Annotated in this window: 25 protein-coding genes; 10 read left to right on the top strand and 15 right to left on the bottom strand. The window is 71.0% G+C overall.

Annotated elements, in window-relative coordinates; translation table 11 throughout:
- Positions 1–4 precede the first annotated feature (4 nt).
- The 10 genes from LDO26_RS09865 to LDO26_RS09820 form a co-directional block, all read right to left on the bottom strand.
- The gene (locus LDO26_RS09865) at positions 5–1024 is read right to left on the bottom strand and encodes a tetratricopeptide repeat protein (protein WP_232130920.1); all 1020 of its coding nucleotides are present in this window, start codon (positions 1022–1024) and stop codon (positions 5–7) included.
- On the bottom strand, positions 1024–1479 hold the full coding sequence (locus LDO26_RS09860; RefSeq protein ID WP_232130919.1) for a cytochrome c-type biogenesis protein: 456 nt from the start codon (positions 1477–1479) through the stop codon (positions 1024–1026). The genes LDO26_RS09865 and LDO26_RS09860 overlap by 1 nt, the downstream gene beginning before the upstream one ends.
- Positions 1476–2045: a DsbE family thiol:disulfide interchange protein gene (locus LDO26_RS09855; RefSeq protein WP_232130918.1), complete on the bottom strand. Its 570-nt coding sequence runs from the start codon at positions 2043–2045 to the stop codon at positions 1476–1478. Before LDO26_RS09855 ends, LDO26_RS09860 begins: the two co-directional genes overlap by 4 nt.
- Positions 2042–3988, bottom strand: a complete 1947-nt coding sequence (locus LDO26_RS09850; RefSeq protein WP_232130917.1) for a heme lyase CcmF/NrfE family subunit — start codon at positions 3986–3988, stop codon at positions 2042–2044. Before LDO26_RS09850 ends, LDO26_RS09855 begins: the two co-directional genes overlap by 4 nt.
- Before the next feature lie 48 nt (positions 3989–4036).
- Positions 4037–4519 (bottom strand): cytochrome c maturation protein CcmE, encoded by a 483-nt coding sequence (gene ccmE / locus LDO26_RS09845; protein WP_232130916.1) that lies wholly within the window; start codon positions 4517–4519, stop codon positions 4037–4039.
- A complete protein-coding gene (gene ccmD, locus LDO26_RS09840; RefSeq protein WP_232130915.1) occupies positions 4516–4692 on the bottom strand; it encodes a heme exporter protein CcmD in 177 nt (58 codons plus the stop codon). The genes ccmE and ccmD overlap by 4 nt, the downstream gene beginning before the upstream one ends.
- Complete coding sequence (locus LDO26_RS09835) at positions 4689–5447, bottom strand: heme ABC transporter permease (RefSeq protein ID WP_232130914.1); 759 nt, start codon at positions 5445–5447, stop codon at positions 4689–4691. The genes ccmD and LDO26_RS09835 overlap by 4 nt, the downstream gene beginning before the upstream one ends.
- An 82-nt stretch (positions 5448–5529) precedes the next feature.
- Positions 5530–6213, bottom strand: a complete 684-nt coding sequence (gene ccmB, locus LDO26_RS09830) for a heme exporter protein CcmB (protein ID WP_232130913.1) — start codon at positions 6211–6213, stop codon at positions 5530–5532.
- Positions 6210–6851: a heme ABC exporter ATP-binding protein CcmA gene (ccmA, locus tag LDO26_RS09825; RefSeq protein ID WP_232130912.1), complete on the bottom strand. Its 642-nt coding sequence runs from the start codon at positions 6849–6851 to the stop codon at positions 6210–6212. Before ccmA ends, ccmB begins: the two co-directional genes overlap by 4 nt.
- A 36-nt stretch (positions 6852–6887) precedes the next feature.
- On the bottom strand, positions 6888–7376 hold the full coding sequence (locus tag LDO26_RS09820) for a DUF3293 domain-containing protein (RefSeq protein WP_232130911.1): 489 nt from the start codon (positions 7374–7376) through the stop codon (positions 6888–6890).
- A gap of 70 nt (positions 7377–7446) precedes the next feature.
- Between LDO26_RS09820 and LDO26_RS09815 the strand changes: the two genes are divergently transcribed.
- Positions 7447–8592, top strand: a complete 1146-nt coding sequence (locus LDO26_RS09815; protein WP_232130910.1) for a pyridoxal phosphate-dependent aminotransferase — start codon at positions 7447–7449, stop codon at positions 8590–8592.
- A gap of 226 nt (positions 8593–8818) precedes the next feature.
- On the opposite strand, the gene LDO26_RS09810 is transcribed toward LDO26_RS09815, so the two are convergent.
- Positions 8819–9358, bottom strand: a complete 540-nt coding sequence (locus tag LDO26_RS09810; protein WP_232130909.1) for a copper chaperone PCu(A)C — start codon at positions 9356–9358, stop codon at positions 8819–8821.
- A gap of 228 nt (positions 9359–9586) precedes the next feature.
- Between LDO26_RS09810 and LDO26_RS09805 the strand changes: the two genes are divergently transcribed.
- Positions 9587–10174 (top strand): SCO family protein, encoded by a 588-nt coding sequence (locus LDO26_RS09805; RefSeq protein ID WP_232130908.1) that lies wholly within the window; start codon positions 9587–9589, stop codon positions 10172–10174.
- 116 nt (positions 10175–10290) lie between these two features.
- Here LDO26_RS09805 and tsf read toward each other — a convergent pair whose 3' ends face one another.
- Together tsf and rpsB are read right to left on the bottom strand one after the other, a co-directional pair.
- Positions 10291–11169 (bottom strand): translation elongation factor Ts, encoded by an 879-nt coding sequence (gene tsf / locus LDO26_RS09800; protein ID WP_232130907.1) that lies wholly within the window; start codon positions 11167–11169, stop codon positions 10291–10293.
- Between the two features lie 146 nt (positions 11170–11315).
- The gene (rpsB, locus tag LDO26_RS09795; RefSeq protein ID WP_232130906.1) at positions 11316–12116 is read right to left on the bottom strand and encodes a 30S ribosomal protein S2; all 801 of its coding nucleotides are present in this window, start codon (positions 12114–12116) and stop codon (positions 11316–11318) included.
- A 366-nt stretch (positions 12117–12482) separates the two neighbouring features.
- On the opposite strand from rpsB, the gene map reads away from it, so the two are divergent.
- The 4 genes from map to LDO26_RS09775 all read left to right on the top strand — a co-directional run bounded on the left by map (position 12483) and on the right by LDO26_RS09775 (position 17268).
- Positions 12483–13265, top strand: a complete 783-nt coding sequence (map, locus tag LDO26_RS09790) for a type I methionyl aminopeptidase (RefSeq protein WP_232130905.1) — start codon at positions 12483–12485, stop codon at positions 13263–13265.
- A 64-nt stretch (positions 13266–13329) separates the two neighbouring features.
- A complete protein-coding gene (glnD, locus tag LDO26_RS09785) occupies positions 13330–15897 on the top strand; it encodes a [protein-PII] uridylyltransferase (RefSeq protein ID WP_232130904.1) in 2568 nt (855 codons plus the stop codon).
- 27 nt (positions 15898–15924) lie between these two features.
- Positions 15925–16758 carry a 2,3,4,5-tetrahydropyridine-2,6-dicarboxylate N-succinyltransferase gene (dapD, locus tag LDO26_RS09780; protein WP_232130903.1) on the top strand — a complete coding sequence of 278 codons (834 nt, stop codon included), beginning with the start codon at positions 15925–15927 and terminating at the stop codon, positions 16756–16758.
- A gap of 153 nt (positions 16759–16911) precedes the next feature.
- On the top strand, positions 16912–17268 hold the full coding sequence (locus LDO26_RS09775; protein ID WP_232130902.1) for a Spx/MgsR family RNA polymerase-binding regulatory protein: 357 nt from the start codon (positions 16912–16914) through the stop codon (positions 17266–17268).
- Here the strand turns inward: LDO26_RS09775 and LDO26_RS09770 are convergent.
- On the bottom strand, positions 17243–18634 hold the full coding sequence (locus tag LDO26_RS09770) for an aminotransferase-like domain-containing protein (RefSeq protein ID WP_232130901.1): 1392 nt from the start codon (positions 18632–18634) through the stop codon (positions 17243–17245). The genes LDO26_RS09775 and LDO26_RS09770 overlap by 26 nt on opposite strands.
- 141 nt (positions 18635–18775) lie before the next feature.
- Here LDO26_RS09770 and LDO26_RS09765 point away from each other — a divergent pair, with 141 nt between their 5' ends.
- The 3 genes from LDO26_RS09765 to trxC all read left to right on the top strand — a co-directional run bounded on the left by LDO26_RS09765 (position 18776) and on the right by trxC (position 21917).
- Complete coding sequence (locus LDO26_RS09765; RefSeq protein WP_232130900.1) at positions 18776–20128, top strand: S41 family peptidase; 1353 nt, start codon at positions 18776–18778, stop codon at positions 20126–20128.
- A 108-nt stretch (positions 20129–20236) separates the two neighbouring features.
- Positions 20237–21370 carry a succinyl-diaminopimelate desuccinylase gene (gene dapE, locus LDO26_RS09760; protein ID WP_232130899.1) on the top strand — a complete coding sequence of 378 codons (1134 nt, stop codon included), beginning with the start codon at positions 20237–20239 and terminating at the stop codon, positions 21368–21370.
- A 103-nt stretch (positions 21371–21473) separates the two neighbouring features.
- Positions 21474–21917, top strand: coding sequence for a thioredoxin TrxC (gene trxC, locus LDO26_RS09755; RefSeq protein WP_232130898.1), 444 nt, complete (start codon positions 21474–21476; stop codon positions 21915–21917).
- 9 nt (positions 21918–21926) lie between these two features.
- Here trxC and LDO26_RS09750 read toward each other — a convergent pair whose 3' ends face one another.
- On the bottom strand, positions 21927–23219 hold the full coding sequence (locus LDO26_RS09750; RefSeq protein ID WP_232130897.1) for a tetratricopeptide repeat protein: 1293 nt from the start codon (positions 23217–23219) through the stop codon (positions 21927–21929).
- Here LDO26_RS09750 and asnB point away from each other — a divergent pair.
- A complete protein-coding gene (gene asnB / locus LDO26_RS09745) occupies positions 23124–24851 on the top strand; it encodes an asparagine synthase B (RefSeq protein ID WP_232130896.1) in 1728 nt (575 codons plus the stop codon). The two genes, LDO26_RS09750 and asnB, sit on opposite strands and share 96 nt — an antisense overlap.
- Position 24852: the final 1 nt, after the last annotated feature.

Below are 24852 nucleotides of genomic sequence, written 5' to 3'. Positions count from 1 at the left end.
CCGCTCAGTCGGCCTTGCCGATCACCAGTTCCACCGGCCCATCCGCCGGCAGCCGGACCCGTACCGGTGGCGAGTCGATGTTGCCGTCCTGCGCGTTCGCGTCGCCGCTGGCCGACAACCGCGCGAACACTTCGACCTCGTCGAGCGCCGACAGCCGCTGCGTCGGCATCGGGCTGTCGCCGTCTCCCAGCACCACGTCCAGCGGCAGTGCCTGCAGACCATGCTTCTGCACCGCGACCGGCATCGGCGGGCCGCCCGGCACGCGGGCGATGACGAACACGCTGGCGTCGCCACGCAGGCGCGTGCGCGCGGCGAAGGCGGGATCGAGCGCGACGCGGACGTTGATCGCATGCATGCCCGCCGCAGTTCCCGGCGCAGCGGTCTCCGCTGCAGGCAGTGGCGGCAGGCCGGCCGCGGCGCGCGCGGCATCGATCTGCACGCGCAGCGTGGCCCCGGTGTTGCCGTCGAGCAGCGGCAACAGCGGTGCCCAGGTCTCGGCGGCGCCGGCGTGGTCGCCGGCCTGGCGTTGGGCGATGCCGAGATACCAGCGGGCGTGCTGGTGCGCCGGATTGCGTGCGACGACCCCGCGCAGCGTGGCCACGGCGATGTCGTCGAAGCGGCGCGACGGATCGGCGTTCGCGCGGGCCTGCGCGTATTCGACCTGCACGCCATCCTCGTCGGGCAGCAGTTTCGCGGCGCGTTCGAATGCGGCCAGTGCCCGTTCGGGTTGCTGCATGCCGGCATAGGCGCGGCCCAGCAGCAGCCAGCCCTCCGGCTGGCGCGGGTCGCGCTCGAGGTCGCGTTCCAGCTGGACCACGGCGTCGGCCAGCGATTCCGGCGCCTGCCGCGTCGCGGGATCCAGCGCGGCGGGCGTGCCGACCAGCACGTACAGCGCGGCGACCAGCACCGGGACCGCGAACGCCAGCGCCAGCAGCACGCGCGACGCGCCCCGGCGCAGCGCCCACACCAGCGCGGTGGTCGCCGCCAGCGTCATCAGGGCCGCGATCACGACGAAGGTCGGCATCACCACTCCTGGCTCTCGTCGACGGGCAGCGGAGCCGCGTCGCGGCCGCGCACGCGCACGATGCGCCAGATCACCCCGCCACCGGCGACGATCAGCAGCAGCGGCCCGAACCACAGCAGCCAGGTCCGCGCATCGACCCGTGGCCGGTACAGCACGAAGTCGCCGTAGCGCGCGACCAGGTAGTCCTTGATCTCGGCATCGCTCATGCCGCGCTGCATCAGGGCCAGCACCTCGCGGCGCAGGTCGTGGGCGATCTGCGCATTGGAATCGGCCAGCGACTGGTTCTGGCACATCACGCAGCGCAGTTCTGCGACCAGGCGATGGAAGCGCTTCTCCTGCGCGGCATCGTCGAAGGCCAGCGGGGTCGCGTCGACCGCGACCTGCGCGTGCAGGGACGGCGCCGTGGCCAGCAGCAGCGGCAGCATCAGCAGGACCAGCAGCAGCGCACGCATCATTGCGCCTCCAGTTGCGCGACCAGCGGCAGCAGCTCGTCGTCCAGCACCGCATCGGTCATCGGTCCGACGTGCTTCCACACGACGATGCCGTCGCCGTCGACGAGGAAGGTCTCCGGCGCGCCGTAGATGCCCCAGTCGAGCGCCGCGTGGCCGTCGTAGTCGACCAGCACCAGCCAGTACGGATTGCCGAACTGCTCCAGCCAGCGCATCGCGTCGCGATGCTCGTCCTTCCAGTTGTAGCCGACCACGCGCACGCGGCGGGTCTCGGCGAAGCGTGTGACGACCGCATGCTCCTCGCGGCAGCCGGGGCACCAACTGCCCCAGACGTTGAGCAGGTAGGGCTCGCCACGCAGTTCGCCCGAGGTCATCATCCGGCCCGGCTCGTGCAGCACCGGCAGCCGGAATGCCGGCGCGGGCTTGCCGATCAGCGGCGAGGGCAGCGCCTCGCGGTCGGGATTGCGGCTCAGCCAGACGCCGGCCGCGAGCAATGCCACCAGCACGGCGAACGCCAGCAACGGCAGCCAGCGGCCGAGGCCGCGACGCGGCGGTCGTGCGGCGGTGTTCATGCGTTGCGTCCTTCGGCGTGCGCCGGGAGGCGCGGCCGGCGGAAGCGGCGGTCGGCCGCGGCAACGAAGGCGCCGAGCGCCATCAGCAGCGCGCCGGCCCAGACCCAGCGCACGAACGGCTTGATGTGCACGCGCACCGCCCAGGCGCCATCGCCCAGCGGCTCGCCGAGGGCGACGTAGACATCGCGGGTCACGCCGGGGCGGATCGCGGTCTCGGTCATGACCTGGCCGCCGCTGGCATAGGCGCGCTTCTCCGGATGCAGGATCGCGACGACGCGGTCGTCGCGCAGCAGCCGCACGGTGCCGCGGTCGGCGCTGTAGTTGGGGCCGTCGGCGTGGGCGACGCCGTCGAACTCGAAGCTGTCGCGGCCGATCGTCAGCGCCTGTCCCGGCGCCAGCGCGACCTCGCGCTGGACGTTCAGCGCCTCGACCAGCAGCGCGCCGACCAGGAATACGGCGATGCCGAAGTGGGCCAGCGACATGCCGGCCATCTCGGCGGTGAGGCGCGCGCCTTTCGATTGCGACCGGATGCGGCTCCAGACGAAGCGCAGCGTGCCCGCCGCGACCCAGCCGGCGCCGGCCAGTCCCATCGCCACCTTCCATGGTCCCTGCGGCGCGAGGAAGAAGCCGGCGATGCCCAGGCCCACCGCCAGCCCGGCCCACGGCAGCAGCATCCGCAGCGGCCGCGCGACGTCCTCGTTCTGCCAGCGGGTCAGCGGGCCGAACGGCAGCAGCAGCACCAGCGGCGCCATCAGCACCACGAACAGCAGCGAGAAGTACGGCGGCCCGACCGAGATCTTGCCCAGGTCCAGCGCATCGGCCAGCAGCGGGTACAGGGTGCCCAGCAGCACCATCGCGCAGGCGGCGACCAGCAGCAGGTTGTTGGCCAGCAGCAGGGTCTCGCGCGAGGCCGCGGCGAACGGCTTGCCGTCGCGACCGTCCGGCGCGCGCAGCGCGTACAGCAGCAGCGAGCCGCCGACGACGATGCCCAGGAACACCAGGATGAACAACCCGCGCGCGGGGTCGGCGGCGAAGCTGTGCACGCTGGTCAAGACCCCGGAGCGCACCAGGAACGCGCCGAGCAGCGACAGCGAGAACGTCGCGATCGCCAGCAGCAGGGTCCAGCCGTGGAAGCTGCCGCGCTTCTCGGTGACCGCCTGCGAATGCAGCAGCGCGGCGCCCGCCAGCCACGGCATGAAGCTGGCGTTCTCGACCGGGTCCCAGAACCACCAGCCGCCCCAGCCCAGTTCGTAGTAGGCCCACCAGGAACCGAGCGCGATGCCGATCGTCAGGAAGGCCCAGGCGATGTTGGTCCATGGCCGGGTCCAGCGCAGCCAGTGCGCGTCGACCCTGCCGTCGAGCAGTGCGGCGATCGCGAACGCGAACGGCACGATGAACCCCGAGTAGCCGATGTAGAGCATCGGCGGATGGATGATCATCCCCGGGTCCTGCAGCAGCGGGTTGAGGTCGCGGCCTTCCAGCGGCATCGGCAGGATGCGTTCGAACGGGTTGCTGGTGAAGACCAGGAACGCGAGGAAGCCCAGGCACACCGCGCCCATGACGCCCAGCACGCGCGCCAGCACCGCGTCCGGCAGCCCGCGCGAGAACCACGCCACCGCCGCGTTCCAGCTCGCCAGCACCAGCACCCACAGCAGCAGCGAGCCCTCGTGCCCGCCCCAGACCGCGGTGAAGCGGTAGACCACCGGCAGCAGTGAATTGGAGTTCTCGGCGACGTAGCGCACCGAGAAGTCCTGCTGCACGAACGACGCGGTCAGGATCGCCCAGGCGACGAGTGTCAGCGCCCACTGCGTATACGCCGCCGGTCGCGCGGTGGCCATCCACGGCGCGATGCCGCGATGCGCGCCCAGCAGCGGCAGCAATGTCTGCACGAACGCCGCGACCAGCGCCAGCAGCAGCGCGATCTGGCCGAGTTCAGGCAGCACGGAGAAGCTCCCGGCGATCGATCCCGGTCGTTGCCTGCCGCGTTGCCGTCACTGCGCGGGACCTGCGTCGGCCGGCGTTCCGACGCCGTGCTTCTCGTGCGCCAGTCCCATCTTGTCGGCGACTTCCTTGGGCACGTAGGTCTCGTCGTGCTTGGCCAGCACCTGCTCGGCGACGAAGGTGTCGCCGACCATGCGCCCGGTGGCGACCACGGCCTGGTTCTCGCGGAACAGGTCCGGCAGGATGCCGGTGTAGCTGACCGGCAGTTCCGCATCGCCATCGGTGACCCGGAAGCGCGCTTCCATCGAGCCGGCCTCGCGTGCGAACGAGCCGCCGGCGACCATGCCGCCGAGGCGGAAGCGGGCCTCGCCCGACGCCACGGCCGGACCGGCGCTGCCGCCGAGGATTTCGTTCGGCGTGTACAGGTAGGCGACGTTGCGCTGCAGCGCGAACGCGATCAGCGTCGCCGACAGGGCGCCGGCGGCGACCAGCGCGACCACGAACCACAGACGCCGGCGGCGGACCGGGTTCACCGGGTCAGCGCCTGGTCGGGCGCGGGCGCGGCGGCAGCCGCACGGCGGCGCGTCGCCAGCAGGCGCGCGGCGCGCAGGCTCTGCGCGATGCTGATGCGCGGCGCGACGAAATCCCAGACCAGCACGACGACGAACACCGCGTAGGCGGCGATCACGTATTCCAGATAGCTCATGCACGCCCTCCCGAGGCGTCGACCTGCTGCCGCACCCAGTCCTTGCCCGCCTCGCGGCGCAGGTTGTCGGCGCGCGCACGCGCCAGCAGCGAGCCGACGAACCAGAACTTGGTCGCCGCCACCATCCACAGCAGCGGCCACAGCATGCTGCCATGCAGCGTCGATTCTCCGAACACGCGGATCGTCTGGCCCTGGTGCAGCGAGTCCCACCAGACCACCGAGTAGCGGATGATTGGCAGCAGCGCCACGCCGACGATCGCCAGCAGCGACGCGGCGCGCGCCGCGGTCCGGCGATCCTCGATCGCGTGGTAGAGGCCGATTACGCCCAAGTACATGAACAGCAGGATCAGCTCGGTCGTCAGCCGCGGGTCCCAGTCCCACCAGGTGCCCCACATCGGTCGGCCCCAGATCGAACCGGTCGCCAGGGTGATGACGGTGAAGCCGGCGCCGATCGGCGCGCAGGCCATCGCCAGGATCTCGCACAGCTTGATCCGCCAGACCAGCGCGATGGCGGCGTACAGCGCCATCACCGCGAACACCGCCAGGCTCATCCACGCGCTCGGCACGTGGATGTAGAGGATGCGGAAACTGTCGCCCTGCTGGTAGTCGGCCGGCACCACGAACAGCGCGCCGTACAGCCCCACGGCCAGCGTCGCCGCCGCCAGCGCGAAGGCCCACGGCGCCCAGCGTCGCGCGAACCGGTCGAAGGTTGGCGGCGAGCCGAGTTGGTGGAACCAGAGGACGACTGGATGCATGCGGTGGCGATCAGGCTGGCGGCGTCCTGCGGACGCCGGGTGGCGTTGACCGAGCCTGTCCCTCCCAGGACCCGGCGCGGGGTCAGTGCATCGCGATGCGAAGCGCGGCCGCCGCGGCGACCGGCGCCAGCACCAGCGCGGCGACGAGGCCGGCACCCAGCAGCAACAGGCCACCGGACGGATCGTGCCCCTGCGCCGCGATCGCGACGCTGCCGGCACCGAACACCAGCACCGGGACGTACAGGGGCAGGGCCAGCAGCGCCAACAGGATACCGGAACGGCGCATGCCGATGGTCAGCGCGGCGACCACCGCGCCGAGCAGGCTCAGCAGCGGCGTGCCCAGTGCCAGCCCGGCCAGCAGCACCGGCAGCTCGGCGTGGGGCAGTCGCAGCAGCTCGGCCAGCAGCGGCGTCGCCAGCAGCAGCGGCAGGCTGGTCGTCGCCCAGTGCACCAGCGTGCGCACCAGCACCAGCCAGGCCAGCGGCACCGGCGCCAGCATCCATTGTTCCAGCGAGCCGTCGTCGGCATCGCCGCGGAACAGCGTGTCCAGCGCCAGCAGCCCCGACAGCAGCGCGGCCACCCACAGCACGCCCGGCGCGACCCGCGCCAGCATCGCCGCGTCGTTGCCCAGCGCCAGCGCGAACAGCACGACCACCAGCAGCGCGAACAGGGCGGGCTGGAACGCGTCGCCGCGTCGGCGCCACAGCAGGCGCAGGTCGCGCACCAGCAGGCCGCGCGCGCTGCCGGCCAGCGACGGCGTGGTCACGCGGCCGCCTCCAGCAGCAGTTCGCGGGTGCGTACCGGCGGCGCGGCATAGGCGCCATGCGTGGTCACCAGCGCGGCGCCGCCGTCGTCGAGCTGCGCCCGCACCATGCGGTTGACCAGTTCGATGCCCTGCAGGTCGAGATTGGCGTAGGGCTCGTCGAGCAGCCACAGCGGCGCCGGCGACATCCACAGCCGGGCCAGCGACAGGCGTTTCTTCTGGCCCGCCGACATCCGCCGCACCGGGGTATGGGCGTGTGCGGCCAGACCGGTGACGGCCAGCGCACTGTCGATGCTCTGGCTGGCGCGGCAGCCCTGCAGGGCCGCCAGGAACGCGAGGTTCGCGGTCGCGTCGAGGTCCGACTTCAGGCCGGGCAGGTGGCCGAGATAGGCCATCGTGCCGGCGCGCATCGCGCGGGCGATCGGGACGCCGTCGATGTCGACCGATCCGGTATCGGCGTCCAGCAGCCCGGCCAGCACGCGCAGCAGGGTGGTCTTGCCGGCGCCGTTGTCGCCGCGCACCAGCAGCGCCTCGCCGGCCTCGACCGCGAAATCCAGCGGGCCGAACACCGCGCGGTCGTCGCGCGAGAAGCGCAGGCCGCGGGCGGCGAGCAGCGGGGGGCGGTCGTCGGATCGGGACATCGGCCGGCCATCCGGCCGGAAGCGGCCGTCGGGCGGCTATCTTAACCAGTCGACATGCCGGTCACCCTCGATCCCGGCCGGGCGCGCGGCATCGATGCGCAGGCGTACGGGTTGCCCGGACCGCCACCACAGTGTGCCCAGCTGCGCGAACTCGCGGCCCAGGGCGTCGAAGGCCGGCGCCTCCATGCCGAAGACGATCCAGCTCGGCTCGCGCCAGCTGCGATCGGCGGCACTGGCGAACGCGGGGATGTGGGGCAGGCCGGTGGCGGCCAGTCGCGCCTCGAGCTGCCGGTCGGCGCGCCGGTTCTCGGCGCCGGATTTCGCGACCGACAGCGGATTCCACGCCGAGATCAGGCCGTAGGACGGCGCCTCCGGATAGCGCAGGTCCAGGCCCGGGGTCGGCAGCCCGATGACGATGTCGTGCCAGTCGTCGCGGTACTGCCAGCGGTAGCGCGCCGCCAGGTAGACGTGCAGCAGCGCGATCAGCCGGGATTCGTCGATTGGATGCGGTTCCAGTGTTGTCATGATCGCGGTTTATCGCCTGCGCGCGGATCCGTACACTCGGGCCCCCATTTCCGCAAACGGAAACGTCTCCATGATCCGGACCAAACTGCCCAAGGTCGGCACCACGATCTTCACCGTGATGTCGCAACTGGCCGCCGAGCACGGCGCGGTCAACCTCGGGCAGGGCTTCCCGGACTTCGACGTGCCGCAGCCGCTGGTCGACGGACTGGCGGCGGCGATGCGCGCGGGGCACAACCAGTATGCCCCGATGACCGGCATCCCTGCACTGCGCCAGGCGATCGCGGAGAAATCCGCGCGGGTCTACGGCCACACGCCCGATGCCGACACCGAGGTCACCGTGACCAGCGGCGCCACCGAGGCGCTGTTCAACGCGATCCAGGCCGTGGTGCGCGCGGGCGAGGAAGTCATCGTGCTGGACCCGGCCTACGACAGCTACGAGCCGGCGATCGACCTGGCCGGCGCCGTCGCGGTGCACGTGCCGCTGGATCCTCAGACCTTCGCGCCCGACTGGCAGCGGGTGCGCGACGCGATCACGCCGAAGACGCGGATGCTGATCGTCAACAGCCCGCACAACCCGTCGGGCGCGACGTTCGGCGCCGGCGACATCGCCGCGCTGACGGAGCTGCTGCGCGATACCGACATCGTGCTGCTGTCCGACGAGGTCTACGAGCACATCGTCTTCGACGGCGCCCGCCACGAGTCGGTGCTGCGCTATCCAGAACTGCGCGCGCGCGCGTTCGTCGTGTCGAGCTTCGGCAAGACCTACCACTGCACCGGCTGGAAGCTGGGCTACTGCATCGCGCCGCCGGCGCTGAGCGCGGAGTTCCGCAAGGTCCACCAGTACAACGTGTTCTGCACCTTCGCCCCGGCCCAGCACGCGTTCGCGGCGATGCTGCGCGCGCATCCCGAACACGACGCGCAGCTGGGCGCGTTCTACCAGGCCAAGCGCGACGCGTTCCGCGCGCAGCTGCTGACCACCCGGCTCAAGCCGCTGCCGGTGCCGGGCGGCTATTTCCAGCTGGTGGACTATTCGGCGGTCAGCGACCTCGACGATGCCGCGTTCTGCCGCTGGCTGACGGTCGAGAAGGGCGTCGCCGCGATCCCGCTGTCGCCGTTCTACGAAACCCCGCCGCAGGGCCAGCGCCTGGCGCGGCTGTGCTTCGCCAAGAACGAGGCGACGCTGGACGCGGCGATCCAGCGCCTGCAGGCGCTCTGATCCCGCCGCACGCACCGCGGCCCTGCCATTGCCTGGGCGGCGGAACGTGGATTTCCAGTGCGTCGGGGGCGTTGCCCCGACCTACGCCGCCCTGGGCCGGCACACACAGCCTGCCTCGCGCCGCGTCATCGTAGGTCGGGGCAACGCCCCCGACGACACGAACCGCCTGCAGGCTCGTGTCGCCCACCGCGCAGGCCCCGGGTGAGACCGCGCCCCGGGACAATGATCAACGGGCGCCGTGGGTAGCTGGCATCTCGCCCGACAGCGGGCGCACGTCGAATGTCACGTCGAGCGGTCCGGCGCGCTCGAACGTCAGCGTCGCGTCGACCGCCGTCCCCGGTTCCAGCGGCTGCTGCGGGTTGATCAGCATCAGGTGGTTGCCGCCGGGCGCCAGCGCGGTCGCGGCGCCGGCCGGCAGGACCAGGCCATCGGCGAGTTCGCGCATGCGCATCATGCCGTCGGCCATCCGCATCTCGTGAATCTCCACGCGTTCGGCCGCGTCGGTCGTCACCGACACCAGGCGATCTTCGGTGGCGCCGTCGTTGCGCAGGGTCAGGTAGGCGCCGGCGACGGCCGCCGACGGCGGCGGCTGGCGGACCCAGGCATCGGAGGCGACGATCGCCGCGTTGCCGGCATCGCCCGCGGCATCCTGCGCGACAGGCGCGGCGTCCTGCCGGCTGCAGGCGCCGAGCAGGCCGGCAAGGAGCAGGCCGGCGGCAAGGTACGCACCGGACGGGCGCGGGAGAATGGAAGCGGTGGTCGGCATGTGAAGACTCCGGGGCGCGGGCGGATGTGGTGATGTGGTGCCCGATGATACGTGCGCACGTCGGCGGGCAGCGTCGCTGCGACGATATGCCGCAGGCGTGCGCACCGGGCCGCGACATGTGCTGGCGTAGAATGCCTCCCGCATCGCGGCGACCCGTTGCACGGAACGTGTCCATGGCGGGCCTGCCTTCGTGCCGCGACCGCATGTCCTCCCTGTCCGGAACCGCGTGTGCGCCTGCCTCTGCTCCCGATCCTCGCCTCGACCCTGCTGCTGGCCGCCTGCGGCGTGCGCAACGACGGCCCGTTCCACGGCGTGGACCTGTCCGATGCCTCCTACGGCCGCAGCCTCGAACTCGACGACACCGAGGGCCGCGCGCGTTCGCTGGCCGAGTTCGGCGGGCGCTACGTGCTGATCTCGTTCGGCTACACGCATTGCCCCGAGGTCTGTCCGCTGAGCCTGCTGAAGGCGGCCCAGGTCCGGCGCGCGCTGGGCGCGGACGGCGAAAGGCTGCAGGTGCTGTTCGTCACCGTCGACCCCGAGCGGGATACCGGCGCGATCCTGGAAGACTACGTCGGCGCGTTCGATCCGGATTTCATCGCGTTGCGCGGCGACGAGGCGGCGACCCGGCGCGCGGCGCGCAGTTTCCGCGTGACCTATCGCAAGGTGCCGACGGAGAATTCCTATGCGATGGACCACACGATGGTGAACTACCTGGTCGGCCCGGATGGCCGCCTGCGGCTGGCATTCCAGTACGACCAGGCGCCCGGGGACATGGTCGCCGACATCCGCCTGGTGATGCAGCGCGACGCGGGCTGATGCGTCGACGCGCCCGGCGCGGGTCGCGGTCCGCCGGGAACCGGTGAGGGCCCATATCCGTATATGAAGAAGGGCCGCTCGCGCGGCCCTTCCTGTTCACGTGATCCGGTGCTGGATCAGGCCAGGCCGGCCTGCTTCATCACTTCGGCGGCGTAGTCCTCGACCACCTTCTCGATGCCTTCGCCGACGGCCAGACGCTGGAAGCCGACGACTTCCGCGCCGGCGGCCTTGAGCGTGGACTCGACGGTCTTGTCGGTATCGAGCACGTAGGGCTGGCCGTACAGGGTGACCTCGTTGACGATCTTGTTGATCTTGCCGCTGATGATCTTCTCGAGAATGTCGGCAGGCTTGCCCTTGTCCTTGTCGGACATCTTGGCCAGCTCGATTTCCTTTTCCTTCTCGACGAAGTCGGCCGGCACGTCGCTGGCCTTGTTGTAGGGCGGGTTCATCGCGGCGACATGCATCGCCAGGCCGCGCGCCAGGTCGGCGTCGCCGCCCTTGAGCTCGACCAGCACGCCGATGCGGCCGCCATGCACGTAGGCGGCGACGGTGTCGGGGCTGTCGATGCGGACCAGGCGGCGGACCAGCACGTTCTCGCCGACCTTGGCGATGACCGCGGCGCGGGCTTCCTCGACGGTCTCGCCGGAGGCGACCTTCGCGCTCTTCAGGGCTTCGGCGTCGGCGGCATCGGAGGCCAGCGCGGCCTGGGCGACGGCGTCGGTGAAGCGCAGGAAGTTGTCATCCTTGGCGACGAAGTCGGTCTCGGAGTTGATCTCGACCAGTACGGCCTTGCCACCGTCCTGGGCCGCGGCGATGCGGCCTTCGGCGGCGACGCGGTCGGCCTTCTTGTCGGCCTTGGCCAAGCCCGACTTGCGCAGCGCCTCGGCAGCGGCGTCGATGTCGCCGTTGTTCTCGCTCAGTGCCTTCTTGCACTCCATCATGCCGGCGCCGGTGCGCTCGCGCAGTTCCTTGACCAGGGATGCGGTGATTTCCATGGATGACCTCGTTGGATACGGATTCGGAGCGGGCGGGGCCCGCTGGTGTCGCATGGCGCGCGCAAAGCCGCCAGCGTGGCGGGCCCGGACGGCGCCGGACCCGCGGTGGCAGCCGTGCACGGTCGCACGGCTGCATGGCAACGCGATTACGCGGCCGGTGCGTCGGCGGCCGGTGCGTCCTCGGCCTTCTTGCCGCGCGGCGCGCGGGCCGGCTTCTCGCCGCCTTCGGTGAACTCTTCCTCGCGCACGGTCGCGGCGCTCGGCGCGGCGGCCTTGCCCTCGAGCACGGCGTCGGCGGCGGCGCGTGCGTACAGCTGCACGGCGCGGATCGCGTCGTCGTTGCCCGGGATCGGGTAGTCGACCAGGGCCGGGTCGTAGTTGGTGTCGACGACCGCGATCACCGGGATGCCGAGCTTCTTGGCTTCCTTGATGGCGATGTCCTCATGGCCGATGTCGATGACGAACAGCGCGTCCGGCAGGCGGTTCATGTCCTTGATGCCGCCCAGCGAGGCTTCCAGCTTGTCGCGCTCGCGGCGCAGGCCCAGCACTTCGTGCTTGACCAGCTTGTCGAAGGTGCCGTCGGTCTCGGCGGCTTCCAGTTCCTTCAGGCGCGACACCGACTTCTTGACGGTCGCGAAGTTGGTCAGCGTGCCGCCGAGCCAGCGCTGGGTCATGAACGGCATGCCGCAACGCTCGGCTTCTTCCTTGATCGCCTCGCGCGCGCTGCGCTTGGTGCCGATGAACAGGATCATGCCGCGCTTCTGCGCGATGCCCGAGATGAAGTTCATCGCGTCGTTGAACAGCGGAACCGTCTTCTCGAGGTTGATGATGTGGATCTTGCCGCGGGCGCCGAAGATGTACGGCGACATCTTTGGGTTCCAGTAGCGCGTCTGGTGGCCGAAGTGGACGCCGGCTTCCAGCATCTGGCGCATGGTGATCTGGGGCATTGCCTGGTACTCCTGAGGGTGGAATTGCTTCCGTGCGCGGCTGTTCTTGGAAAGTCCGCACAGGGATGTGCGGGCCCTTGCGAAGGGATGCGCACACAATTCCGGGGTTGGGCCTCCCTGCCGCCGCCGTGGCCAGATCCTGCGTCCTTGCGGACAGCGGGACACCCCGGCACGGGTGGTTGCAGCAGGTGTGTATTTGCCGGTGACGCCCGGCATGGGCGGCTGCCGCGGAGCGAGACGGCCCAGGACAGCCGCGGAAGTATAACGCCGGGCGGAGGTTGCCGGCAAACGGGCGGCGTGCGGCCGGCACGGGGCTTCCCGGCGGCGTCGATTCAGGTTCTGCGCGAAATCGACGATAATCGCGGCATGAGCATTCCCCTGAAGACCCCCGAAGATATCGAGAAGATGCGCGTGGCCGGCCGCCTGGCCGCCGAGGTGCTGCAGGTCGTGGCGCCGCACGTGAAACCGGGCGTGACCACCGAGGAACTGGACCGGATCTGCCACGACCACATCATCCGGGTGCAGCAGGCGATTCCCGCCAACGTCGGCTACAAGGGCTATCCCAAGACGACCTGCATCTCCGCCAACAACGTCATCTGCCACGGCATTCCCAGCGAGGCCAAGGTACTGAAGGACGGCGACATCATCAATATCGACGTCACCGTCATCAAGGACGGCTGGCACGGCGATACCAGCCGCATGTATTTCGTCGGTACGCCGTCGGTGATGGCGCGGCGGCTGGTCGAGGTGACGCGCGAGGCGATGTGGCGCGGCATCCGCGAGGTCAGGCCGGGTGCGACGCTGGGCGACGTCGGCCACGCGATCCAGAAGTACGCGGAAGGCGAGCGCTTCAGCGTCGTGCGCGAGTACTGCGGCCATGGCATCGGCAAGGTCTACCACGACGAGCCGCAGGTGCTGCACTACGGCACGCCGGGCGCGGGCGTGGTGCTGAAGGAAGGCATGACCTTCACCATCGAGCCGATGATCAACGAGGGCACCCGCTTCACCCGGGTGCTGCCCGACGGCTGGACCGTGGTGACCAAGGACCGCAAGCTCTCGGCGCAGTGGGAGCACACCGTCGCGGTGACCGCCGACGGCGTCGACGTGCTGACCCGGATCCCCGGCGACGACAACGACGCCTGGCTCTGATCGCGGCGTTCCGATCGTGGTCGAGCGCGCCGCCACCCCCGCCACCGGTGCCGATTGCGGCGACATGGCCTGGGTGGCGGACGCGCGCGCCGCGCTGGCCGCGCACGATGCGCGGCTGGTGCAGGGCTTCGACGCCGGCCAGCACATCGACCGCCTGCTGGCCTCGCGCGCCAATGCGGTCGACGGCTGGGTGCGCAAGGCCTGGGCGCGCTGCATTCCCGGCGACGCTCCTCTGGCGCTGTTCGCCGTCGGCGGCTACGGCCGCGGCGAGCTGTTTCCGCATTCGGACATCGACCTGCTGGTGGTCGGCGAATCCGACGCGCAGGCCGCCAATGCCGAAGCGATCAGCCGCATGCTGGCGCTGCTGTGGGACCTCGGCCTGCCGGTCGGTCACGCGGTGCGCAGTTTCGACGAGTGCACGCGCGCGTCCGAAGACGTGACCGTGCTGACCGCGCTGCTGGAGGCGAGGCCGCTGCTGGCCAGCCTGGCCGAGGTGCGCGCGCTGATCGACGCGATCTCGGACACGAAGGTGTGGCCGGCCGCCGACTTCTTCCACGCCAAGCGCCGCGAGCTGGAGGCACGCCATGCGCGCTACGGCGACACCGCCGACAACCTCGAGCCGAACATCAAGGACGGGCCCGGCGGCCTGCGCGACGTGCAGAACCTGCGCTGGATGGCGCGGCGCGTGCTGGGCGTCTACAGCACCGAGGAGCTGATCGCGCTCGGCCAGCTCGGCATCGACGAGCACGCCACGCTGGAGCGCGAGCGGCGCACGCTGTCGCGGCTGCGCTTCGGCCTGCACCTGGTCGCCGGCAAGGCCGAGGAGCGGCTGCGCTTCGACTACCAGAAGACGCTCGCCGCGCGCCTGCATCATGTCGAGGAGGCCGACAACGCGCTGGTCGAGAAGATGATGCAGGAGTTCTACCGCAGCGCCTCGGTCGTGCAGCGGATCAGCGAGCGGATGCTGCAGCGCTTCGAGGAGCAGATCGAGGGCGAGGGCGAACTGCTGCCGCTCGACGCCGAGTTCGGCGCGCAGCGCGGTTATCTGGTCGCGCGCGACGATGTCTGGCCGGGTGGCGACATCGCCCGCGTGTTCGACCTGTTCGCGATCTGGGCCGACCACCCGAAGCTGCGCGGCCTGCACTCGCAGACCGCGCGCGCGCTGGCCGAATCGCTGCATGCGCTGCCGTCCTGGCGCAACGCCGGCCCGGAACTGCGCGAACAGTTCATGGCGCTGCTGCGCGGGCCGATGCCGGTGCGTACGCTCGAGCGCATGGCGCGGCTCGGCGTGCTGGGCGTGTGGATCCCGGAGTTCGCCAGGGTCACCGGGCGCATGCAGTTCGACCTGTTCCACGTCTACACCGTCGACCAGCACACGCTGGCGGTGCTGCGCAACATGGCCAGCTTCGCGTCGGAGGTGCCGGACCCGCGCTTCTCCACCGCGCACGAGGTCTGGCCGCACCTGCGCAAGCCCGAGCTGCTGCTGCTCGCCGGCCTGTTCCACGACATCGGCAAGGGGCGCGGCGGCGACCATTCCGAACTGGGCGCGGTCGACGCGCGCGAGTTCTGCGAAGGCCACGGGCTCGGCGAGACCGACACCGCACTGGTCGAGTGGCTGGTGCGCCGGCATCTGCTGATGTCGACCAGCGCGCAGAAGCTCGATATTTCCGACCCGGCGGTGATCCACCGTTTCGCCACCGAGGTCGTCGACCGCGAGCGCCTGGACTACCTCTATCTGCTGACCTGCGCCGACATCGCCGGGACATCGCCGAAGCTGTGGAACGCGTGGAAGGACCGGCTGCTGACCGACCTGCGCACCGCGACCCGGCTGGCGCTGCGGCGCGGACTGGAGCACCCGATCGCCGCGGTCGAGCGCATCGCCGAGGCGCGCGACCGCGCGCGCGGTCTGCTGTCGGCGCATGGCGTCGACGATGCGGAAGCCGAGGCGCTGTTCCGGCGCATTCCCGAGGAGAGTTTCCTGCGCGGGCGTGCCGACCAGGTGGTGTGGCAGGCGCTGGCTTTGCGCGACGCCGGCGACAACGCGCTGGTGGTGCGCGTGCGCCGGCTGGCGGCCGGGGCGCAGGCGCTGGAAGTGTTCGTGCATTCGCCCGACCGCGACGGCCTGTTCTCGGCGATCGTCATCAGCCTCGACCGGCTGGGCCTGGCGATCCAGCAGGCGCGCGCGCTCGACGGTCCCGGCGGCACCATCTTCGACGTGTTCCAGGTGCTGCCGATCGATCCGCGGCAGATGCTGGAACTGCCGGCGATCGAACGCAAGCTGGGCACGGTGCTGTCCGGCTCGCTGGACCTGCGGCCGGCGCGGCGCGCGCAGCCGCGCCACCTGCGCCATTTCCGCGTGTCGCCGCTGATCGAGTTCAACGCCAGTGCCGACGGCCGGCGCACGGTGTTCAGCCTGGTATGCACCGACCGCCCCGGCCTGCTGGCCGACGTCGCCCACGTGCTGCGCCAGAACGGGATCCGCGTGCACGACGCGCGCGTGGCGACCTTCGGCGAGCGGGTCGAGGACGTGTTCCGGCTCAGCGACCGCGACGGCCGGCCGCTCGACGACCGCGCGCAGGATGCCTTGCGCGCCGCATTGCTCGCTTCGATCGACGGCGACATGGCACGATAGCGCCCCGTTTTCCCCGAGCCCCGCGCCATGACCGATACCCTGCAGTCCACCATCGAGGACGCGTTCGCGCGTCGCGCCGAACTGACCGCCGCCGAGATCGGCGACGTCGTCGGGCCGGCGGTCGAGCGGGCGATGCAGGGCCTGGAGTCGGGCGAACTGCGCGTGGCCCAGCCCGATGGCAACGGCGGCTGGCAGGTCAACGAGTGGCTGAAGAAGGCGGTGCTGCTGTACTTCCGCAGCAACGACATGGCGGTGATCGACGCGCAGCCGGCACCGTTCTGGGACAAGGTCGAGGCGCGCTTCGCCGGCTTCGACGAGGCGAAGTTCCGCGCCGCGGGCGTGCGCGTGGTACCGGGTGCCGCGGTGCGCCGGGGCACCTACTTCGGCCGCGACGTGGTGCTGATGCCGAGCTTCGTCAACATCGGCGCCTACGTGGGCGAGGGCACGATGGTCGACACCTGGGCGACGGTCGGCTCCTGCGCGCAGATCGGCCGGCACGTGCACCTGTCCGGCGGCGCCGGCATCGGTGGCGTGCTGGAGCCGCTGCAGGCCAGCCCGACGATCATCGAGGACCACTGCTTCATCGGCGCGCGTTCGGAGGTGGTCGAGGGCGTCGTCGTCGGCCACCACAGCGTGATCGGCATGGGCGTGTTCCTCGGCCAGTCGACCCGCATCTACGACCGCGCCACCGGCGAGGTCAGCTACGGCTACGTGCCGCCGGGCAGCGTGGTGGTGTCCGGCCAACTGCCGGCCAAGGACGGCTCGCATTCGCTGTACTGCGCGGTCATCGTCAAGCAGGTCGACGAGAGGACCCGAAGCAAGACCTCGGTCAACGACCTGCTGCGTGGCCTGGCCGACTGACCGCTTTCCCTCTCCCGCTTGCGGAAGAAGGTGGCGCGCGGTGCCGGATGCGGGTGTGTTTCGCGCCTGCGACGCCCCCATCCGCGCGATGGGCACGTTCCCCGCAAGCGGACAGCTCTGTCCGATCGACAAGCATCAACCCATGGCACCATGATGACCACGATCTACGGCCTCAAGAACTGCGACACCTGCAAGAAGGCGATGAAGTGGCTCGACCGCTTCGGGGTCGCCTACACCTTCGTCGATTACCGCGATCACAAGCCCACGCCCGAAACGCTGCTCGAATGGGCTGCGCAGCTCGGCGGGCTGGAAGCGCTGGTCAACAAGTCCTCGACCACCTGGCGGCAACTGCCCGACAACCGCAAGGCCGCCGCCAGCGACGCCGAGTGGAAGCTGCTGCTGCGCGAGTACCCGCAGCTGATCCGGCGGCCGGTCGTCGTCACCGACGACGGCGTCGTCACCCAAGGTTTTTCCGACAACGGCTTCAAGAAGCGGTTCGGCAAGACCTAACCAGGCGTTCCCGGCACGCCAGCAGCGCCATCAGGTCCGCCTCGTCGGTGGTGGCGTTGATGCGCATCCAGGTGCAGGGCGCCTGTTCGGGCGAGAACAGGGCGCCGGGTGCCGCCAGCAGGCCGCGCTCGCGGCAGGCGGCGGCCAGCTCGACCGTGTCGACGCCCATGTCGGCCCACAGGAACAGGCCGTCGCCGGCGCCGCCGAACACGTCGATCCCGTGCCCGTCCAGCAGTTGCCGGGTGCGCGCGCGCCGTTCCGACAGCCGCGTACGCAGGGTCTGGACGTGCCGGCCGTAGTGGCCCTCGACCAGCAGCTTGTGCACCAGCCGCTCGTTGAGCTCGGGCGTGGTGAATCCGCCCATGATCTTGGCGTCGGAAAGCGATTCCGCGAGTTCCGGAGCGCAGGCCAGGAAGCCGACCCGGATGTTGGCCGCCAGCGTCTTGGAGAAGCTGCCGGCGTGGATCACCTGTCGCAGGCCGTCGCGTGCCGCGATCCGGGTCACCGGCGAGGCGCACAGGTCGGCGTACACGTCGTCCTCGAACACCGGCACCTCATGGCGTACGGCCAGTTCCAGGATGCGCGCGACGTCGTCGTCGGCGAAGGAGACGCCGGTGGGGTTGGACGCGGCGGTGGCCAGCACCAGCAGGTGCGGCCGTTCCTCCCGCAATGCGCGCTCCAGCGCGTCCAGGTCCAGGCCGCGCGCGGTGCAGGAAACGCCGCGCGCCCGGGCGCCATGCGCGGCGAGCATGCCGAGCACGCCGAACCAGCACGGATCCGGCACCAGCACCGTGCCACCCGACGGCACCAGCCGCTGCAGCACCAGGTTGAGCGCATGGGTGATCCCGGTGGTGAGCACGATCTGCTCCGGCCGGGCGACGATGTCCAGCGCGGCCAGGCGTTGCTGGAGCAGCGCACGCAGCGGCTCGAAGCCGTGCGGGCGGCCGCTGTCCAGCCAGCGGCCCTGGCGACCCAGGGCACGCAGCGCCGCGGCCACCTGCGCGCCGTCGAGCCAGTCGGCCGGGAGCACGCCGAGCCCCGGGCCGCGCGCGTCGCCGCTTTCGAGCATGTGGTGCATCAGCCATTTCAGGTCGATGCCGGACGGCGCATACCGGGCCGTGTTGCCGGGCGGCTGCGGGCGCACGTAGAAGCCGGAGCGTCTACGCGCTTCGATACGCCCCATCGCCACCAGACGGTCGTAGGCCTCGCGCACGGTGAAGGGCGACACGCCGCGCTGCCGCGCCAGCGCACGGATCGAGGGCAGGCGCATGCCCGGGCGCAGCACGCGTCCGTCGATCCGGTGCGCGATCCACTGCACGCAGTCGTCGACCAGGGTGCCGTCGCGGTTCCCGCGGTTTTCCGGCATCGATGCCACTCGGGACTGTATCGGCGGGCGAAGCCGGAATTGTATCGGTACCCGGGAGGGCGGGCCGGATAGGCTTGCGGGGTTCCCCGGAAAGAGGTCTGGTCGATGGTCGTATCGGGTTTTCTTGCGCTGGCGAGGGCGATGCCCGCCGCGCTGGCGCTGATCTTCGCCGTTGCCCCGGCGTCGGCGCCAGCGCTTGCATCGGAGCCGGATGCGTTGGATCGCGCGGCGGTGCTGGAAGACCTGCAGGTCGTGCGCACGCAGTACCTGCCCAGGGAGATGGCCTACGCGCCCGCCACCCGGGCGCTGGCCGAGGCGCAACTCGATGCGCTGGAACGGCGGGCGGGCGAGCTGACCGCCGCGCAGTTCCTCGCCGGGCTGTCGCTGGTCGCGGGGCTGGCGGACAACGCCCACAGCACGCTGCGGCAGCGCAACGGCGCCTGGAAGCTCGACGCCCGCCTGCCGCTGCGGCTGCTGTGGCTGCCGGACGCACTGATCGTCGCCCGCGCCCACGGCGAGCACGCCGATCTCGCCGGCGCCCGCGTGCTCAAGGTCGAGGGGCGGTCGACCGAAGCGCTGTACGCCGGCGCCAAGGCGCTGCTCGGCGGCAACGACGCATACCGCCGGCAAGCCCTGCCGGACCACATCGAGCTGGCCGGCATCCTGCACGCCCTGCAGCTGGCCGAATCCCCGGACCGGCTGGCGCTGACCCTGCGTCTGGCAGACGGGCGGACCGTCGAGCGCAGCGTTCCGATGGTGGCCGCGTCCACGCTCGGAGCGGTGGCCGACTACGACCGGCTGTGGTCGCCGGAACCGCTGGCCGGCGAGGACGGCTGGGCCACGGCCCTGGATGCGGGCGCGATCCCGCTGTACCTGCGCGAGGCCGACCTGCCGTTCCGGGCGGTGCCGCTGCCGGAGCTGCGGGCCCACTACCTGCAGTTCCGTTCCAACAGCGACATGGACGGCCATCCCATCGCGGACTTCCTCAAGGATGCCGGCGAGGCCATCGCCTCGGCGCGGCCGACCCACCTGGTGGTCGATCTGCGCTTCAACACCGGAGGCAACCTCGGCCTGACCCTGGATTTCATGCGCGGGCTGGCCGACATGGTGCCGGGACGGACCTGGCTGCTGGTCGGGCCGTACACGTTCTCCGCCGGCATCATCTCCGCGGCGGCGATCAAGCAAGGCGGCGATCGCGTCACCATCGTGGGCGACGGCCTCGGCGACCGCCTGCACTTCTGGTCCGAAGGCGCGCGGATCGAACTGCCCAATTCCGGATACGCCTTCCGCTACACCGACGGCCAGTTCAACCTGGCCGAGGGCTGCACCGGCGAGCCCGCCTGCTTCGACGATCTGCACCCGGTCAACGTCAACCGGGTCCCGCTCGAACCGGACATCCGCGCGCCGCTGACGGTCGAGGCGTATCTCGCGGGCCGCGATCCGGCGATGGAAGCCGTGCGCGAGGCGATCCAGGCGGCGGACGAGGGCCTCTGACATCCAGGGGGGAGCCGGGATCCGGATGGGAGGGCGCGGGTAGGGGCATGGCCGTGGCGACACCGCACTTGCTAGGCTGGGCGGCCGCTTCCGCCGTTGTTTGCCGCCATGTCCGACGTCCTTGAACTTGCCCGAGAGCTGATCGGTCGTGCCTCGGTCACCCCGGAGGATGCCGGCTGTCAGGCGCTGATCGCCGGGCGCCTGCAGCGCGCCGGCTTCGCCTGCGAGCACCTGCGCTACGGCGATGTCGACAATCTCTGGGCCACCCACGGCGAGGGCGGGCCGGTGCTGTTGCTGCTGGGCCATACCGACGTGGTGCCGCCGGGGCCATCCGAAGCCTGGACCAGCGACCCGTTCAAGCCGGAGATCCGCGACGGCGTGCTGTACGGGCGCGGCGCGGCCGACATGAAGAGCGGCGTCGCCGCGTTCGTGGTCGCGGCCGAGCAGTTCGTCGCCGCGCATCCCGGTCACGCCGGCACCCTGGCGCTGCTGCTGACCTCAGACGAGGAGGGCGATGCCATCGATGGCGTGCGCCGGGTCGCGCAGACCTTCCGCGAGCGTGGTCAGCGCATCGACTGGTGCATCACCGGCGAACCCTCGTCGACCGCGGTGCTCGGCGACCTGCTGCGCGTCGGCCGGCGCGGCAGCCTGTCGGCGACGCTGACGGTGCGCGGCGTGCAGGGCCATGTCGCCTATCCGGACAAGGCCCGCAATCCGATTCACCAGGCCCTGCCGGCGCTGGCCGAGCTGACCGCGCGCTGCTGGGACGAGGGCTACGAGAGCTTCCCGCCCACCAGCCTGCAGATCAGCGATGCGCATGCCGGCACCGGCGCCAACAACGTCATTCCCGGTGAGCTGCGGGTACTGTTCAACCTGCGCTACAACCCGCACTGGGACGCGGCGCGGCTGGAGGCGGAGATCGCCGCGCTGCTCGACCGCCACGGCCTGGATTACGACCTGCGCTGGCATCGCAGCGGGGAGCCCTTCTACACACCGGAAGGACCGCTGCGCATGGCCGCGCGCGAGGTGTTGACCGAGTTCGCGGGTGCACCGCCCGAGGAGAGCACCGGCGGCGGTACCTCGGACGCGCGCTTCATCGCGCCGCTGGGCGCGCAGTGCATCGAGATCGGCCCGGTCAATGCCAGCATCCACCAGGTCGACGAGCACATCCGCGTCGCCGACCTCGAGGCGCTGCCGGCGCTGTACCGCACGCTGATCGAACGCCTGCTGCCTGCGCCGTAATTGGCGGCCCGTGTGCCTGCTGCCGTGCACGGGTGCTTTCGCTGCGCTTCGACGCGGCCGGGTGCATGCTTGGCGGCAGCCCCGAATGCAAAGGAACGATGCGATGCCCGCCGACACTCTGGTGGTCGCCTGCCCGCACTGCCATACCCGCAACCGCATCCCCCGCGCCCGCCTGCGCGAGGCACCCGTCTGCGGCCACTGCCACAAGCCGCTGTTTCCGGGCGCGCCGTTCGCGCTCGATGCCGGCAGTTTCGATGCGCATGCGCTCAAGTCCGACCTGCCGCTGCTGGTGGATTTCTGGGCACCGTGGTGCGGGCCGTGCCGGATGATGGCGCCGGCCTACGAGCAGGCGGCCGCGCAACTGACCCCCGACTGCCTGCTGGCCAAGGTCGATACCGAGGCGCAGCCGGCGCTGGGCAGCCGCTTCGGCGTGCGCAGCATCCCGACGCTGGTGCTGTTCGCCGGTGGTCGCGAGATCGCCCGGCAGTCCGGCGCGATGCCGGCGCAGGCGATCGTGCAGTGGGTGCGGGGCCAACTGCCGGCCTGACCGGGCCGATCAGCTGCTGAAATCGGGGAATTCGAACCGGATTTCGCGCCAGGCGGGATCCGCAGCCGGATAGAAGCCTTGGGCGTAGGCGCGGGCGAACCATGGCGCGGCAGCTTCGCGTGGCAGCTCCGGCATCCATTCGCGGACGATCAGCAGGCCGGCGAAATACATGCCGAACACATTGCCCTTGTCGGCGGCGCGGCGGAAGCAGTCCATCGCCGCGGCCTGGTCCTGTGCCACGCCGGCGCCCAGGTGCCGCAGCAGCCCGAGATCCACCAGCGCCTCGGTATCGCCACGGGCGGCCTCGCGTGCGACCGCGTCGGCGAGATCCTGCACCGCCGCCTGCGACTCGGCGGTGTCCGGCCGGTCCCAGCCTGGCAGGCCGCCGAGCTGCTTGCGGGCCGAGGCGAGGGTGAAGACATTGCCGTCGGCCATTGCATGGCGCAGTTGCCAGCGGGCGGCAAGCCGGGGGGCGCCGTCGTGCCGGTAGGCGTCCGCCAATGCCAGCATCGCCGCACCCGAGCCATGCGCGGCGGCGCGGTGCAGCCAGCGCTTCGCCGCGGCCGGGCGGGACTTGCGCGTCGGCGCGTCGGCGTCCAGGCGCCCGGTCATCTCGATGCCGGCAAGCTCCAGTTCGGCCCTTGCCACCCAGCGGTCGACCGGCCGGTGGCGGGCCGCGCGCCCGAGCCAGCGCTCGGCACGCCAGTCTCCGCGGGCGCGGTAATGCGCGGCGAGCTGGAATGCCGCTTCGGCATCGCCATGCCGCGCGGCGGTTTCCAGCGCCAAGGTTTCCGGCGTCGTGTCGGCCGGCGCCCGCGGGCCGGGCGTCGCGCAGGCGGCGAGCAGCAGCGGCGACAGCAGCCATGCATGCCGCAGGCGCCAGGGAGGGGAGCGATCCATGCGAGGCCTCGACGGGACGATCGCGCGAGTATAGGCGCCCAGGTTGCGCACGAAACGGTTGCGCGACGCGGCCGATGCCGTTAGCGTGCGGAGCATGTCGACCGTCTTCGCCAGCAACAATCGCAATCGCAACAACCTGCGCGCGAATCCTCGCGCGCGGCCGATGCGGACGTGCGACCAGGCGTAGATCCAGCGACAAGCGCCAGGACACTCGAAACCCGCATCGGTCGATGCGGGTTTTTTTGTGCGTCCCCGCGCAGCCGTTTCCGCCACACAACCCGCGCCATCCAACCAGGAGTTCCCCCCATGTGTTCGATCTTCGGCATCTTCGGCCTGCAACCGGGCGACGACCTTGGCGCGCTGCGCCGCCAGTCGCTGGAACTGTCGCAGCGGCAGCGGCATCGCGGGCCGGACTGGAGCGGGGTCTACGTCGATGACGGCGCGATCCTGGTGCACGAGCGCCTGGCGATCGTCGACCCGGCCGGCGGGTCGCAGCCGCTGCTGTCCGACGACGGCGCACTCGCGCTCGCGGTCAACGGCGAGATCTACAACCATCGCGAGCTGAAGCAGGCGCTTGCCGGGCCCTACGCCTTCCAGACCGAGTCCGACTGCGAGGTCATCAACGCGCTGTACCGCGAGAGCGCCGACGATCCGCAGGGGCCGGGCGCGTTCCTGCAGCGCCTCAACGGCATCTTCGCGTTCGCGCTGTGGGACAGGGCGCGCGGCCGCGCGATCATCGCCCGCGACCCGATCGGTGTGGTGCCGCTGTACTGGGGCCACGACCGCGAGGGCCGCCTGCGCGTGGCCTCGGAGATGAAGTCGCTGGCAGACACCTGCGCGGACGTCGCGCAGTTCCCGCCGGGGCATGTCTACGACAGCGCGCTGGACGACGGCAGCGGCGCAGGCTCCGCGCTCCGCCGCTACTACACCCGGCCGTGGCGCGACTACGACGCCGTGGCGGACGTCGACGTCACGCCGCAGGAACTGCGCGAGGCCTTCGAACGCGCCGTGCACCGCCAGCTGATGACCGACGTGCCCTATGGCGTGCTGTTGTCCGGCGGCCTGGATTCCTCGCTTGTGGCCGCGGTCGCGGCGCGCTACGCGCGCCACCGCATCGAGGAGAACGACGCCACCGAGGCCTGGTGGCCGCGCCTGCATTCGTTCGCGATCGGCCTGACCGGCTCGCCGGACCTGGCCGCGGCCGAGGTCGCCGGCAAGGCGCTGGGCACCGTGCACCACGGCTTCGAGTACACATTCGAGGAAGGCCTCGACGCGCTGCCCGACGTCATCCGCCACATCGAGACCTACGACGTCACCACGATCCGCGCCTCGACGCCGATGTTCCTGCTGGCGCGCCGGATCAAGGCGATGGGCGTCAAGATGGTGCTGTCGGGCGAGGGCAGCGACGAGATCTTCGGCGGCTACCTGTACTTCCACAAGGCACCGGACGCGCGCGAGTTCCACGACGAACTGATCCGCAAGCTCGACGCGCTGCACAACTACGACTGCCTGCGCGCCAACAAGTCGATGATGGCCTGGGGCGTCGAGCCGCGCGTGCCGTTCCTCGACGTCGAGTTCCTCGACGTGGCGATGCGCATGGACGCCCGGCACAAGATGATCGACAGGGCCGACGACCGCCGCCGCATGGAGAAGGCCGTGCTGCGCGCGGCCTTCGAGGGCTACCTGCCCGAGGAGATCCTGTGGCGGCAGAAGGAGCAGTTCAGTGACGGCGTCGGCTATGGCTGGATCGACGGATTGAAGGCGCATGCCGAGGCCCAGGTCAGCGACCGTGAACTGGCCGCGGCCGCGCGCCGCTTCCCGCACAACCCGCCGCAGACCAAGGAGGCGTACTACTACCGCAGCCTGTTCGAGCAGGCGTTCCCGACGCCGGCCGCGGCCGAGACCGTGCCGGGCGGCAAGTCGATCGCGTGTTCGTCGCCGGCCGCGATCGCCTGGGACGCCGCGTTCGCCGGCGCGGCGGATCCATCGGGGCGCGCGATCGCCGGGGTGCACAACGCCGCGGTCGCCGCCTGAG

The organism is Proluteimonas luteida (genome assembly GCF_021191695.1).
Taxonomy (GTDB): domain Bacteria; phylum Pseudomonadota; class Gammaproteobacteria; order Xanthomonadales; family Xanthomonadaceae; genus Luteimonas; species Luteimonas luteida.
This window is presented reverse-complemented; position numbering and strand designations above follow the sequence as displayed.